Origin of the sequence: Amycolatopsis sp. lyj-346 (genome assembly GCF_046548975.1) — a bacterium.
Taxonomy (GTDB): domain Bacteria; phylum Actinomycetota; class Actinomycetes; order Mycobacteriales; family Pseudonocardiaceae; genus Amycolatopsis.
On sequence record NZ_JAJPWT010000001.1, the window covers coordinates 435,020 to 448,656 of the forward strand.

Below are 13,637 nucleotides of genomic sequence, written 5' to 3' on the forward strand. Positions count from 1 at the left end.
ACGGGTTTCTTCGTCAGGCCGTGATCTCGGTCGGGGTGTCCGTCAGGACCGTTCCCCGGCGCTTCGACACCACGATCGCCGCCACGATCACGGCGACCGCGACGAGCGAGATGATGATGCGGACCGCGGTGTTGGCGCTGTCGCCGACCGTGAGCTGCACGATGGCGGGCGCGATCAGCACCGAAACCAGGTTCATCACCTTGATCAGCGGGTTGATCGCCGGGCCGGCGGTGTCCTTGAACGGGTCACCCACGGTGTCACCGATGATGGTGGCCTCGTGCGCGGACGAACCCTTGCCGCCGTGGTTGCCGTCCTCGACCAGCTTCTTCGCGTTGTCCCACGCGCCACCGGAGTTGGCGAGGAAGATCGCCATCAGGGTGCCGCAGGCGATCGCGCCGGCGAGGTAACCGGCGAGGGCGCTCGTGCCCAGGCCGAAACCGACGGCGATCGGGGCGAAGACCGCCAGCAGACCCGGCGTCGTCAGCTCACGCAGCGAGTCGCGCGTGACGATGTCGACGACCTTGCCGTACTCGGGACGGGTGGTGCCCTCCATGATCCCCGGGATGTCGCGGAACTGGCGGCGCACTTCGTAGACGACCGCGCCGGCGGCCCGGGACACCGCGTTGACCGCGAGGCCGGAGAACATGAAGACGACAGCCGCGCCGATGATCACGCCGACCAGGGTCGCCGGGCCCACGATGTTGGCGACGAATTCGCCGCCGACCCCGACCGCCTTCGTGATCGCGTCCGAATAGGACCCGAACAGCGCCGTCGCGGCGAGGACCGCCGTGGCGATCGCGATGCCCTTGGTGATCGCCTTCGTGGTGTTGCCGACCGCGTCGAGCTCGGTGAGGATCTGCGCGGCCTTTTCGTCGACGTCGCCCGACATCTCGGCGATGCCCTGCGCGTTGTCCGAGACCGGGCCGAAGGTGTCCATCGCGACGATGACGCCGACGGTGGTCAGCAGACCGGTACCGGCCAGCGCCACGGCGAACAGCGCAACGCCGCCGCCCAGCAGGAACGCGCCGAACACGGCCGCGGCGATGACGAGGGCGGTGTACACAGCGGACTCGAAACCGATCGAGATGCCGGACAGGATGACCGTCGCCGCACCGGTTTCCGACGTCTGGCCGACGTCCTTGACCGGCTTGTACTCGGTGCCGGTGTAGTAACCGGTCAGCTTCAGGATGACCGCCGCGAGGACGATGCCGATGATCACCGCGACGGTCGCGATGACCGCCGGGTTGCCCGTGCCCTCGAAGCCCGCACCGAATTCGGAGAAGCTGCTCGGCAGGTACACGAACGCCGCGATCGCCGACAGCACCGCGGAGATGACCGCGGAGATGTAGAAGGAGCGGTTGATCGTGACCAGGCCGCCTTCGCCGGGACGCGCCTTGGTGATGTAGACACCGATGACGGCGGTGATCACGCCGATGGCCGGCACGATCAGCGGGAAGATCAGGCCGTGCACGCCGAAGGCGGTGCTGCCCAGGATCAGCGCGGCGACCAGCATGACGGCGTAGGACTCGAAGAGGTCCGCGGCCATGCCGGCGCAGTCACCGACGTTGTCGCCCACGTTGTCCGCGATGGTCGCGGCGTTGCGGGGGTCGTCCTCCGGGATGCCCTGCTCGACCTTGCCGACCAGGTCCGCGCCGACGTCGGCGGCCTTGGTGAAGATGCCGCCGCCGACACGCATGAACATCGCGATCAGCGCGGCGCCGAAGCCGAAGCCCTCCAGCACCTTGGGCGCCTGGCCGGTGTAGACCAGCACGACGACCGCGGCACCGAACAGGCCGAGGCCGACGGTGATCATGCCGACGACGCCACCGGTGCGGAACGCGATGCGCATCGCCGTCTCGCGGCCGCCTTCCTCACGCGACGCGGCCGCGACGCGCAGGTTCGCCTGCGTCGCCAGCCACATGCCCAGGTAGCCGATCGCGAACGAGAAGCCCGCACCGACCAGGAAGAAGATCGACCGGCCGATCTTCTCGTTCCAGTCGTCCGCGGGAAGGATGAAGAGCAGGAGGAACACGACCACGCCGAAGATGGCGAGAGTGTTCCGCTGCCGCTTGAGGTAAGCAGCCGCACCTTCCTGCACCGCCTTGGCGATGTCCTGCATCTTGGCGGTGCCCTGGCCTGCGGCCAGCACCTCCTTGAGCAAGACGTAGCCGATGACGAGTGCGGCAAGCGCGACCACGGCGACTACACCGACAATCGTGTAGCCACCTCCGGAGAGCGCGATATTCCCGCCGCCCTCCGCGAGGAACTGCCGTGACATTCGTCCTCCATGAGACGTCGCCGTGCGCCAGCGTCGACGGCAAGCCGAGGGTTCGACACGGCCGGCGCTGGCATGGACCCTGTACCGAGCGACACGCTAGCCGGGCAGCAATGCACGTCTCACATGACGCTCACCACAGAGGGTGTGGATTGCGGGAGTGTATTGGTATCGCAACCAGCGTCTTCACGCCGTCCCGGTGACGGTACATTCCGTTACCTTGTGAGCCTCCTCACTTGATCGATCACCCTTTCGCCGATCCGTTGGCGCAGCTGGGGATGCCGGAACTGTCGGACCCCTGTGCCAAGCTCGGCGGGTGGACGAATCACGTGGGCAGCGGCTGCTGAGGCGGGTGACCGCAGGCATCCCGTCGCGCGAGCACCCGGTCACGCACGTCGCGGACCTGCCGGGCCGCGCCGCGCGCTACGCAGAGTGGCCGTCGTGGGTGGATCCGGCGGTTGTCGCTGCACTGCGTGACTGCGGGGTGTCCCGTCCCTGGGCGCACCAGGCCGAAGCGGCTTCGCACGCGTACGAGGGCCGTCACGTCGTGATCTCGACCGGGACGGCGTCGGGCAAGTCGCTCGCCTACCAGCTGCCGGTGCTGTCCCGGCTGGCCGCGGGCGAGAAGGCGAACGCGCTGTACCTGTCGCCGACGAAGGCCCTGGGTGCGGACCAGCTGCGCGCGGTGTCCTCTTTGGACGTGCCGGGGGTGCGGGCGGCGTCGTTCGACGGGGACACGCCGATGGCCGAGCGCGACTGGGTGCGCGCGCACGCGAACTGGGTGTTCACCAATCCGGACATGCTGCACCGCGGGATCCTCTCGGCGCACGGGCGGTGGGCGACGTTCTTCCGGCGGCTCAGCTGCGTGGTCGTCGACGAGTGCCACAGCTATCGCGGCGTCTTCGGCTCGCACGTCGCCCTGCTGCTTCGCCGGCTTCGGCGGGTGGCCGAGCACTATGGCGCTTCGCCGGTCTTCGTGCTCGCTTCGGCGACGACTGCGTCGCCGGCTTCGTTCGCTTCGCGGTTGACGGGGGTGCCCTGTGTCGCGGTGACGGACGACGCGTCACCTCGCGGCGCGCGCACGGTCGCGTTGTGGGAGCCGCCGCTGCTGGAGGAGCTGACCGGGGAGAACGGCGCGCCGGTCCGGCGTTCGGCCGGGGCGGAGACGTCGCGGATCCTCGCCGACCTGGTCCTGGAAGGAGCGCGGTCGCTGGCCTTCATCCGGTCGCGGCGGGGCGCGGAGCTGGCGGCGCTGGGTGCGCGTCGCATCCTGTCCGATGTAGACCCGGTGTTGGCGGAAACCGTTGCGGCGTACCGGTCCGGCTACCTGCCGGAGGAGCGTCGCGCACTGGAGGCCGCACTGCTGTCGGGCCGGCTGCTGGGGGTCGCGACGACGAACGCACTGGAGCTCGGCGTCGACATCGCGGGCCTGGACGCGGTGGTGCTGGCCGGCTACCCGGGCACGCTCGCGTCGTTCTGGCAGCAGGCCGGGCGGGCGGGCCGCTCCGGCGACTCGGCGCTGGTGGTGTTCGTCGCGCGGGACGACCCGCTCGACACCTACCTCGTGCACCACCCGGCGGCACTGCTTTCGCGGCCGGTGGAGACAGCGGTGCTCGACCCCGCGAACCCGTACGTGCTGGCGCCGCAGCTCGCGTGCGCCGTGGCCGAGTTGCCGCTGACATTGCCCGAGCTGGAGATGTTCGGCGGCGCGACGGCGGCCCAGGAGGTGCTGGCCGAGCTGGCGGAACAGAAGCTGGTGCGGCGCCGGTCGAGTGGCTGGTACTGGACTTCGCGGGACCGGCCGCACGCCGAGGTCGGCATCCGCGGCACCGGCGGGGAGCAGATCGCGGTGGTCGAGGCGGACTCCGGCCGGATGCTCGGAACGGTCGACCCGGGCTCGGCCTGCTTCGCCGTCCATCCGGGCGCGGTGTACCTGCACCAGGGGTCGTCGTACGTCGTCGACGAGCTCGACCTGGAAACCGGGCTGGCGCTGGTGCACGCGGAGAACCCGGACTGGACGACGACACCGCGCGAGATCGTGGACATCTCGGTGCTGAGCACCCAGGAAAAGCAGGACTGCGGCGGGGTGAGCATCTGCCTCGGCGAGGTCGCCGTGACGTCGCAGGTGGTCGGCTACCTGCGACGGCGGCCGTCCGGGGAGGTCTTGGACCACACGCCGCTCGACCTGCCGGAGCAGAGTCTGCGTACGCGCGCGGTCTGGTACACGGTGTCCGCCGAGCTGCTCGGCGGGGCCGGCGCTTCGGGTGCCGGCACTTCGTCCGTTGGTTCCGATGGTGAGGCGGGGACCGGGGGCCATCGGGTGGGGACCGAATCTGCGGGGCCGGTGGGGACCGGGGAGGAGACCCAGGCGAACGGTCGGGGGCCCGTTCGCGAGGGTGGCAGGACACCGGGGGGTGCCGGATTGGTTCCGGCACGGGTCCCCGGTGCCCTGCATGCCGCCGAGCACGCGGCGATCGGCCTGCTACCGCTGTTCGCTACGTGCGACCGGTGGGACATCGGCGGGGTGAGTACCGCGCGGCACGAAGACACCGGGGAGGCGACGGTGTTCGTGCATGACGGCCATCCCGGGGGTGCGGGATTCGCCGAACGCGGTTATGCCGCGATTGTCCCGTGGTTGGCCGCAACGCGGGAGGCGATCGTCTCCTGCGAGTGCCCGACGGGATGCCCGTCCTGCGTCCAGTCGCCGAAGTGCGGGAACGGCAACGAGCCGCTGGACAAGGCGGGGGCAGTGGCTGTGCTGGGAACCGTGCTCGGGGCGTTGCGTCAACACGGCACCTAGAACGGCCACTTGGTGGTTCATGGAGTTGTGTCCTGCTCCGCCTCGGCCGGGCTGGGACCGGCCGACGGCGGTGGTTCGAGTGGTTCGGGTGGTTCAGGCGGCGCTGGACTGGACCAGCTGCGGCGAGCGCTCGCCGGCCAGGGCCCGCACGAGGACGTCGTGCACCTCGGCGGCGTCCGGCAGCTGCCAGCCGCAGACCTCGGGCTTGACGCGCCAGTGCACGACACCGTGCTGGAACGGCGACGGCGGCAGCGGGATGTAGCTGTCCTTGCCGTGCCAGTGGATCGAAGCGCGATTCGCCAGCTCGGCCGGAACGTGGTCGGCGACGGTGGTGAGGAAGAGCCAGCGGCCGTTCGGCAGGGCGATGATGGGCGCGGGGTGGCCGAGGGCGCGGAGGAGGCGGCAGGCGCGCTTGCCGAGTTCGTCGTCGACCTCGATGGCGTCGAGCACGGTGCCGGTGGCGACGAGCAGGCTGTGGGTGCGGTCGGAGAACCAGGTGGCGACGTCGTGGGCGTGGGTGCCGATCTGCTCGCGCCAGCCGTCAATGGCCGGAACCGGAGAGCGCCAGGTGAGGTCGCCGCCCTCGGTGAGCGGAGCGGGGTCGACGCCCGGGAGCACCGGCCAGCCACGCCAGGCGAGACCGATCGCCTCCGCCCGCAGTTCGATGCGGAAGGCGCCGCGCCAGCTGTCCGGCCAATTCGCGTCCAACATTGTGTTTCCTGCCTTCAAGTTTCGGTTCTCCGCGACCCGCTAGACCCTGTCGTGGTGTCGCACATCTCACTTAACGGCAAGTTGCACATTGCCCGGAACCCCCACGCGACAACCGGTGGTTACGAGGCGATGAACGCCCAGTGATTCGTACGGCCCGACTGAACCCCCGGGCACGGATGGACGGCGAACGGCGACCGCACGCGGACCGTTCGTCGCGGGAAACCCCAGGTTCCGCGGGCTTCCGGGCGCGCGATCGGCGGCGCCGGCGCACCGGTTCGGCCCAGGTGAACAGCCGATTTGACCGCTCGCCGTGCACCAACGACCGCTGCCCGTGACAATGAGCCGCTCATCGTCCGGCCGCGCGGATCAGCCGGTCACCGCCGCATACCGACCGGTCGGCGTCCGCCGGGCGGCAAGGGGCGAGGTGCCATTGGACACACTCGCCGACCGGCGGCGGCCGACGGCGGCCCGTGGCGGCCGGCGACGGCCCGTGGCGGCCAGTGGCGGCCCGTGGCGGCCAGTGGCGGCCCGTGGCGGCCAGTGGCGGCCAGTGGCGGCCAGTCGTGGTGGCAGCCGGTGGTGGTCGGTGGCGGCCAGTGCAGTGGCAGCCGGTGCAGCGGCGATATCGGTGTCGCAGGCGTGCGACGTGTCGTGTGCTGCGGACAGGGCGGTCGTCCGCCCCCGGCCGCCCGCCTGGCAGGCGGCCGAGTCGCGGCTGGGTGGCGGCCGGGCGGTCCGGGCACGCCGCCCCAGCTCCGCCGCGTTCGCGCCGCCGCGGCTGAGCGAGCCCTTCCACTCGCCGGGCCGAAGCGTGCCGCCCAGGTTGCCCGTGCGCGGCTGAGCGAGGCCGTTCACCCGCCGGGCCGGAGGGGGCGGATGGGGGTGCCGCCGAGTCCGCCCGTGGGTGCCGCCGTGGCTGGGCGGGGTCGTTCGTCCGCCGGGCCGGCGCGGGCGTGGGCTGATGGCCTCGGTAAGCCGGCGAGGGCGGGGCCACGCGCCTCGACTTCGATCAGCGCGTCGAGCTGTTGCCATCGGCACGTCTGGAGCGTCACTCCCATCCGGTCGGCCACCCACCTCGCGCGTTCGCATGCCCGGACGGGGCCTTCGCTCGCGTGGGACGCTGCGGCCAGCGCGCCCAAGTCGGCCGCCGACTCCGCCTGGTGGCGCGCTATCACCGTCGTTACCAGCCACAACGCGAGCGTTGCCACGCCTGTCAGTGCCGCCACCGCCATGGCCGTCCAGATCGTGGCCGCTCCGCTGTCCGGGACCGGCTCGTCAGCCTTGGGCACCAGTCACCTCCATGCCGGCTCGGCCACCGCGTAGGCCGTGGCGCCGAGGTGGATGGCCGGGAGGAGGCCGGCCGCCGGGTGGGCCGTCACCTTGGCCGTGATCTCGTCGCCGATCTGCTCGAACGCCAGGTTCGCGCCCGGTGGGCCTATCTCGTGGACCGCCGCCGCTGCCTCGTGGGGCTGGCCCCTGGCCAGCAGCCGTGCTGCCTCGCGGGCCGCGTCCGTGCAGCGCAGCTGGCTCGTCAGCACCGCGAAGCCCGCGACCAGCAGGACCGTCACCATCGTCAGGCCGGCCAGGCCGAGCGCTGCCTCGACGGTCACCGAGCCTTCGTCCTTGTGTCTCATGACGGCACCGACAGGGCCTTCATGACCAGGTTCGTCAGCCACGAGACGACCGAGTCCCCGGTGAGCAAGGTGTAGAGGACGGCGGCGAAGGCCGCGACGGCGACCGTGACGATGGCGTACTCGACCGTCGTGGATCCGTCGTCCGAGCGAGGCCTGCGGCGGAACGCGCGCATGGGATTTCCCTTCGATGGGGGTTCGTGGTCAGAAGAGGGGGCCGAGCCGTCCCGCGAGGCCGAGGACGACCGGCAGCACGCCCAGGCAGAAGAAGGCCGGCAGGAAACACAGACCGACCGGCAGGGCGAGTGCCACCCCGGCCCGCTCGGCGCGTTCCTCGGCTTCGGTGGCCAGCTCGTCACGGAACCGTCCGGCGAGGTCGCCGGCCGCCGTGGCGAAGGCCGCGCCCGAACGGGACGTCCGGATCGCCGCGGCCGCCAGCTCGCCGAGACCGGGGACGGCCCGCACCGGCGCCCAGGCCTCGTCCGGCCAGGAGCCGAGGGCGAGCAGTCCGGCGGTCGAGCTCAGCGCCGTACTCGCTGCTGGAGGCGCCGTGCCGGCCACGGCTTCCAACGCCGAGGGCACCGGCAGGCCGGCGCGCAGGCAGGCCGCGAGGAGGTCGAGCGTTCCCGCCAGCCTCAGCTTCGCCGCGATGTCCACGGCCGGTGGCCGGGGACGACGGGTGCGGCGGATCGCCCACCACCCGGTCGCGGTCACGACCGTGCCTGCGACCACCCCGGCGACCCCGCCGAGCAGCACCGCTGTCGAGACGCCGCCCACCGCCGCCGCGATGGGTGGTAGCGCGCGGTGGCGTTTGCGGGCGGGCTTCGGGCCGCCGGTCAGCCGGGTGAAACGCCGCGCGATGACTTCGTCCGGCCAGCTCAGCAATGCCCCGGCGAAGAGCAGGAGCGCGACCGCGGTCACCGGATTCGCACCCGTCCGGTCAGGGCCCGGCACCAGGCCGTGCCCGCCCAGAGCAGGACGCACCCGGTGACCAGCAGCACCTGGCCTGGCGTGCTGCCGGTCAGCACGGGCAGCGGAGCCGCGCCCATGGCGTGCCCGAGCAGCACGCACAGCACCGGCAGTCCGGTGAGCACCGCCGCGCTCGCCCGCGGGCCGGCCAGCTTGGCGCGCATCCGGCGGGCGAACGCCAGCCCGGCTTCGGCGTCGCGGCGGGCCGCGTCGAGGACGTCGGCCATCGGGAGGCCGTGCCGCCTGCCCAGGGTCCAGGCCGTGGCCAGTTGCGGCAGCGCCGGGGCGGCCAAGGCGGTGTCGAGCCGGGCCGCCGTCGCCAGGGCGTGGAGGTCGCCCGCCACGGCCGGGACCACGTCCGCGGCAGCTTCCGCCGCCGTGACCGGGTGGGCACCGGATCGGAGTTCGGCCACCATCGTCCGCAACGCCGTCGCGGTGTGCGCCGCCATCGCCAGATCCGCGGTGGCTCGGCGGTGAGCTCGCCACTCCTGGCGCCACGCCAGCGTCAGCACGCCGGCGGCGATCGCGCCACCCACGCCCGCCAGCAGTCCGGCGAGGGTGGCCGGGAGCAGCCAGCGGACGATGCGCCACACCTGGGGAATCCGGATGGTGGCCGGTGGCTCGATCAGGACCTGGAGCCGGTTCGGCGCCGCCGGCCAGCACGCCAGGGCCGTTCCCAGGCACAGGGCGAACCAGGACATGATCATCTTCGCCTCCTTCGGTGGCTCGGGAAAGCGTTCAGCAGCAAGGAAATTCGCACCAGCAGAAGGCTCAGCACGCGATCGCCCCCGAGGTCGCGAACAGGTGCCGGTCGACCGTCCACCGGCCCGCGCGCCACACCGGCACGACCCGGGCCCGGCCGTGTTCGGCGCGGAGCACGCCGACCTCGGCGAGGCGCCGGCGGCCGCCTGGTTCACGCCGCATGTGCAGCACCACGCGGATCGCGGCGACGAGCTGGCTGTGCACGGCATCGCGGCCGAGGCCGCCGAGCGCGGCCAGTGCTTCGATGCGGGCGGGCACCTCGGCCGGGGCGTTGGCGTGGACGGTGCAGGCGCCGCCGTCGTGGCCGGTGTTCAGCGCGGTGAGCAGGGCGCCGACCTCGGCGCCGCGGACCTCCCCGACCACCAGCCGGTCGGGCCGCATGCGCAGCGCCTGGCGCACGAGCTCGGGCAGACCGACCGCGCCCGCACCCTCCACATTGGATGGACGGGCGACGAGACTGACGAACTGCGGGTGCGCGGGCTGCAGTTCGCCGGCGTCCTCGACGCAGACAATCCGTTCGCCCGGGTCGACCGCGCCGAGCAGCGCGGCCAGGAGCGTGGTCTTGCCCGCGCCCGTGCCGCCGGTGACGAGGAACGCCATCCGCCGCGAGACGACGGTGCGGAGGAGGTTCTCGCCGGCCTCGTCGAACGCGCCGAGTTCGCCGAGAGTGGTGAGGTCGTGCGTTGCCGGGCGCAGGACGCGGAGGGACAGGCAGGTGCCGCCGGCCGCGATCGGCGGGAGGACGGCGTGCACGCGGATGCGGCCGTGCGGGCCGGCGCCGGGCAGCCAGCCGTCGACGTAGGGCTGCGCGTCGTCGAGGCGGCGTCCGGCCGCGAGGGCGAGGCGCTGGGCCAAGCGGCGGACGGATTCTTCGTCCTTGAAGCGGATGCCGGTGCGGGCGAGGCCTTGCGGGCCGTCGGTCCAGACTTCGTCCGGGCCGGTGACGAGCACGTCGGTGGTTGCCGGGTCGTCGAGGAGCGGGGCCAGCGGGCCGGCGCCGACGAACTCGTCGCGGGCTTGGCGAGCCGCGTCGAGCACCGCATCGTGGCCGAGGACGCCGCCTGCTTCGGCGCGGACGGCGGTCGCGACGGCGACCGGGTCGGCCTGGCGGCGGTCGCCGGCCAGACGGTTGCGGACGCGGTCGACGAAGTCGGTGGTCATGGGTTCACCCGCCTTGCTCGGTGCGTGGGTTTGGGAGTGGCCGGTGGGCGGCTGCGCGATGCGGTGACGCGGGTACCCGGCGGGCGGGAACGCGGTTCCGGGCTCGGTGGCGCAAGGGAGCCGGGGATCGCCGATGGGCTGCCGCAAGCAGCGACCCGAGTGCCCGGCGAACGAGGGGAACGCAGCTCCGGATTCGGTGGCGCCAGACAGCCAGGGATGGGTGGCGGCCCGCCGCAAGCGACAGTGACACGAGTACCGGACGGATGGGAGCGCCGTTCCCGGCTCAGTGGTGCAAGGGAGCCAGGAGTCGCCGATGGGCCGCCGCAAGCAGCAGTGACCCGAGTGCCCGGCGATGGATCAGAGCGCAGCTCGGGATTCGGTGGCGCGGTCGAACGTGCTGAGGCGGTCGTCATGAGTTCACCTGCTCTGCGGGGAGCGTGGGCTGCGGGATGGCCGGCGGCGCGCCGTGGGGTGCCGTGGCTTGGGGTGGGCGGGTGGGCTTCTGCGGGCGGGCTGCGAGCAGCGTCGAAAAGGTTGCTGCGCTTGCCGGGCCGCGGGTCAGCAGGCTCAGCACCGTTGGCAGCAACAGCTCCGACACCCGGGTCGGGGCGCTTGTGGGGCGGAGGTCCGCCGTGGGGGTCATCGGGTGGCCGCCTGGGCTTCGCGGCGGGCTCTTGTCAGGATCTCGGCCGCCGCTTCGGCCAAGGGGCCCTTGGGTTTGGTCGGGAACTCGGCTCGCTCCAGCGCGTTCCAGAGGCCGCGCTCCGGGGGCATCGAGGCCATCAAGGGCGGGCCGATCAGTGCGGCCGCGCGGACGGCCCGGTCCCTCGAGTGCCCACACGTCACCACGCCGATGCGGGTCGTCAGCTTCGACAGCCGGTTCAGCACCTTCTTCGCCGCGAGGCACGCCCGGAACTCCAGCGGCACCACCAGCAGCACCAGATCGGCCCTCAGGACCGCCTCCTCCGATGCCTCGCCGAGGACGCGTGGCAGGTCGCACACCACGGTGCGGCCCGAGCGGCGGCCGGCGGACAGGATCGCCGACAGCGATTCGGCCTCCGGGCCGCCGCCTTCGGGGCCGGACGCGAGCACCGGGAGACTGCCGCCGCGGTGTGTTCGCTGCGGGAGGTTCGCGGCCAGGGACGACAGCGATACCCGGCCGCTCAGCCGCACGTCCGGCCAGCGTGGCCCGGGCGTCTTGTCCAAGCCGAGCAACACATCCAGGCCGCCGCCGAGCGGATCGCAGTCCACCAGCAAAGCGCCGCCCGGGTCGCGGTCGGCCGCCAGTGCCAGGGTCGCCGCGAACACGGACGCACCCGCGCCGCCCCGGCCGCCGACCACGCCGAGGACCAGACCGGGCTGCTCCGCCGGTGTCTCGACGACGTCGGCGAACGCGCCGGCGAGTGCGGTCTCCTCGTCGGGCAACGAGATCACGCGCTCGACGCCGACGCGGAACGCGTGCTCCCACGTCCCCGGGGCCGGGCTGCCCTTGCAGACCAGCAGGATCCCGCCGCGCAGCGGCAGCACCGGTGGCTCCCGCACCGCTTCTTCGTCGAGGACCACCAGCGGCGCACGGGCCCAGTGCCCGCTCGCCGCGGTCAGGTCCGGTGCCCGGTCGAGTTCGCAGCCCGCGACCGCGGCCACCCGCAGGATTTCGTCGAGCACGGTTTCGTCCGCGGCGATCACCAGCGGTCGTTGCCCCGTCATGCGTTCCTCCCCCGTCTTCGGTGCGGGCCGTGGGTGGCCCGGTTTCCACCGTCGCGGGCGGGGGCGGGGCGGCACAACGGGGCGGGCGGCCGGCTGTGGACAACCGGGGTGTTGTGGACAACTGCCGCCCGGGACCCGCTCGCGGACCGGCTCCGCCGGTCGGGCGTGGCACGATCACGACGCATCTGCGGCAGGAATGAGCACGAACATCCGCACCCGAAGATTCGCGAACCATGATTCGGAAGGCAACGGGAAATTGACGAAGGTTAGCGGAAGGCAAAATGGCCGAGAGGGGCCAACGCGAACGCGGAATCCAGCCAGGGCAACGGAAACCGGCCAAGGCAAACGGAAGGTAAGAGGGCGGCCCCCGCCAGGGGGGAGGGACGGGGGCCGCCGTGGGTTCAGCCCCGGGGGGTCGGACTGAACCGGCCCGGTTGGACACCGGGCTCCCTCACTGTAACTCCGCCCGGCGCCGGTTCGCGCGCCGGACGAGGCACACAGTTCGGTAACGGCACGGCGCGCCCGAAGTGCCTGCCTGTCATGGATTTTCCGTCCGGCACGACGCGCACGTGGTGGATCAACGGGACGCGCGCGGATCAAGCTCCTATCCTGGGCAGGTGGCCGAACCGAGCAGCGCGCCGTCGCGCATCCGGAAGCCGGGCCCGGAGCACGCGGTGGCCGCGTTCTTCGACCTGGACAAGACGATCATCGCTTCGTCGAGCGCGCTGGCGTTCAGCAAGCCCCTCCTCAAAGAAGGGCTGATCAACCGTCGCGCCGCGTTGCGGAGCGCATACGCGCAGCTGGTGTTCTCACTCGCCGGCGCCGACGAGAACAAAACCGAGCGGCTGCGCGCCGAAGTTTCCGCGTTGTGCGCCGGCTGGGACGTCGCCCAGGTTTCGGCGATCGTCCGCGAGACCCTGCACGACGTCGTCGACCCGCTCGTGTACGCGGAAGCGGCGGAGCTGATCGCGCGCCACCGCGCGGACGGGCACGACGTGATCGTGCTGTCGGCGACCGGTGAAGAGGTCGTCGCGCCGGTGGCCGAGATGCTCGGCGCAACCCGGAGCGTCGCCACGCGGATGCAGATCGTCGACGGCCGTTACTCCGGCGAAGTCGACTTCTACTGCTACGGGGCCAACAAGGCTGTCGCCGCGAAGCAGCTCGCCGCGACCTACGGCTACGACCTCGCCGAGTGCTTCGCCTACACCGACTCGAGCACCGACATCCCGCTGCTCGAGGTCGTCGGGCACCCGCACGCGGTCAACCCGGACAAGCTCCTGCGGCGCGAGGCCCTCGAGCGCGGCTGGCCGATCCTGGCCTTCGACCGGCCGATGTCGCTGCGCACCCGGATCCCGACGCGGTCGGCCGGCATGGTGGCGCTCGGTGTCGGTGCGGTGGCTGCCGGGGCGACCTGGTACGGCCTCAACCGTCGCCGCCGGTCCCGGTAACCACCCACACGGCCGTACGGCCGGCACTTTGCTTGAGCCAGCCCCGAATTGTCCGTCGCGCAGGGTGCCGATGTCACCCGATCCAGCCTCTGTACCGGTGCACCCGTCCGCGCACTTGAAGTGACCGGGCTCACGGCGTAGAAAGTAGGTGCGGACGTTCGGTCGGCCAGGGA

12 protein-coding genes are annotated in these 13,637 nt (G+C 72.2%); 2 read left to right on the forward strand and 10 right to left on the reverse strand.

Features of this window, described 5'->3' with window-relative positions; translation table 11 throughout:
• Positions 1–13: 13 nt before the first annotated feature.
• Positions 14–2,278 carry a sodium-translocating pyrophosphatase gene (locus ACLJQE_RS02135; RefSeq protein ID WP_410637208.1) on the reverse strand — a complete coding sequence of 755 codons (2,265 nt, stop codon included), beginning with the start codon at positions 2,276–2,278 and terminating at the stop codon, positions 14–16.
• 349 nt (positions 2,279–2,627) lie between these two features.
• Between ACLJQE_RS02135 and ACLJQE_RS02140 the strand changes: the two genes are divergently transcribed.
• Complete coding sequence (locus tag ACLJQE_RS02140; protein ID WP_410638286.1) at positions 2,628–5,075, forward strand: DEAD/DEAH box helicase; 2,448 nt, start codon at positions 2,628–2,630, stop codon at positions 5,073–5,075.
• 93 nt (positions 5,076–5,168) lie between these two features.
• On the opposite strand, the gene ACLJQE_RS02145 is transcribed toward ACLJQE_RS02140, so the two are convergent.
• The 9 genes from ACLJQE_RS02145 to ssd all read right to left on the reverse strand — a co-directional run bounded on the left by ACLJQE_RS02145 (position 5,169) and on the right by ssd (position 12,016).
• A complete protein-coding gene (locus ACLJQE_RS02145; RefSeq protein ID WP_410637209.1) occupies positions 5,169–5,786 on the reverse strand; it encodes a bifunctional DNA primase/polymerase in 618 nt (205 codons plus the stop codon).
• A 366-nt stretch (positions 5,787–6,152) separates the two neighbouring features.
• Entirely contained in the window at positions 6,153–6,641 is a 489-nt protein-coding gene (locus tag ACLJQE_RS02150) for a hypothetical protein (RefSeq protein ID WP_410637210.1), read from the reverse strand.
• Complete coding sequence (locus ACLJQE_RS02155; protein WP_410637211.1) at positions 6,638–7,075, reverse strand: Rv3654c family TadE-like protein; 438 nt, start codon at positions 7,073–7,075, stop codon at positions 6,638–6,640. The genes ACLJQE_RS02150 and ACLJQE_RS02155 overlap by 4 nt, the downstream gene beginning before the upstream one ends.
• Positions 7,076–7,078: 3 nt before the next feature.
• Positions 7,079–7,420 carry a TadE family type IV pilus minor pilin gene (locus tag ACLJQE_RS02160; RefSeq protein WP_410637212.1) on the reverse strand — a complete coding sequence of 114 codons (342 nt, stop codon included), beginning with the start codon at positions 7,418–7,420 and terminating at the stop codon, positions 7,079–7,081.
• Positions 7,417–7,593: a DUF4244 domain-containing protein gene (locus ACLJQE_RS02165; protein WP_410637213.1), complete on the reverse strand. Its 177-nt coding sequence runs from the start codon at positions 7,591–7,593 to the stop codon at positions 7,417–7,419. The genes ACLJQE_RS02160 and ACLJQE_RS02165 overlap by 4 nt, the downstream gene beginning before the upstream one ends.
• Before the next feature lie 28 nt (positions 7,594–7,621).
• Positions 7,622–8,338: a type II secretion system F family protein gene (locus ACLJQE_RS02170; RefSeq protein WP_410637214.1), complete on the reverse strand. Its 717-nt coding sequence runs from the start codon at positions 8,336–8,338 to the stop codon at positions 7,622–7,624.
• Entirely contained in the window at positions 8,335–9,093 is a 759-nt protein-coding gene (locus ACLJQE_RS02175) for a type II secretion system F family protein (protein WP_410637215.1), read from the reverse strand. The genes ACLJQE_RS02170 and ACLJQE_RS02175 overlap by 4 nt, the downstream gene beginning before the upstream one ends.
• 64 nt (positions 9,094–9,157) lie before the next feature.
• A complete protein-coding gene (locus ACLJQE_RS02180) occupies positions 9,158–10,309 on the reverse strand; it encodes a TadA family conjugal transfer-associated ATPase (RefSeq protein WP_410637216.1) in 1,152 nt (383 codons plus the stop codon).
• A 639-nt stretch (positions 10,310–10,948) separates the two neighbouring features.
• Complete coding sequence (gene ssd, locus ACLJQE_RS02185) at positions 10,949–12,016, reverse strand: septum site-determining protein Ssd (RefSeq protein WP_410637217.1); 1,068 nt, start codon at positions 12,014–12,016, stop codon at positions 10,949–10,951.
• 617 nt (positions 12,017–12,633) lie between these two features.
• Here ssd and ACLJQE_RS02190 point away from each other — a divergent pair.
• On the forward strand, positions 12,634–13,464 hold the full coding sequence (locus ACLJQE_RS02190; RefSeq protein ID WP_410637218.1) for an HAD family hydrolase: 831 nt from the start codon (positions 12,634–12,636) through the stop codon (positions 13,462–13,464).
• Positions 13,465–13,637: the final 173 nt, after the last annotated feature.

What these genes read in the sequence shown, in the direction of transcription:
- ACLJQE_RS02180 (WP_410637216.1), bottom strand. Translation starts at nt 10,309, where the DNA reads ATGACCACCGACTTCGTCGACCGCGTCCGCAACCGTCTGGCCGGCGAC.
- ACLJQE_RS02145 (WP_410637209.1), bottom strand. Translation starts at nt 5,786, where the DNA reads ATGTTGGACGCGAATTGGCCGGACAGCTGGCGCGGCGCCTTCCGCATC.
- ACLJQE_RS02165 (WP_410637213.1), bottom strand. Translation starts at nt 7,593, where the DNA reads ATGCGCGCGTTCCGCCGCAGGCCTCGCTCGGACGACGGATCCACGACG.
- ACLJQE_RS02135 (WP_410637208.1), bottom strand. Translation starts at nt 2,278, where the DNA reads ATGTCACGGCAGTTCCTCGCGGAGGGCGGCGGGAATATCGCGCTCTCC.
- ssd (WP_410637217.1), bottom strand. Translation starts at nt 12,016, where the DNA reads ATGACGGGGCAACGACCGCTGGTGATCGCCGCGGACGAAACCGTGCTC.
- ACLJQE_RS02175 (WP_410637215.1), bottom strand. Translation starts at nt 9,093, where the DNA reads ATGATCATGTCCTGGTTCGCCCTGTGCCTGGGAACGGCCCTGGCGTGC.
- ACLJQE_RS02160 (WP_410637212.1), bottom strand. Translation starts at nt 7,420, where the DNA reads ATGAGACACAAGGACGAAGGCTCGGTGACCGTCGAGGCAGCGCTCGGC.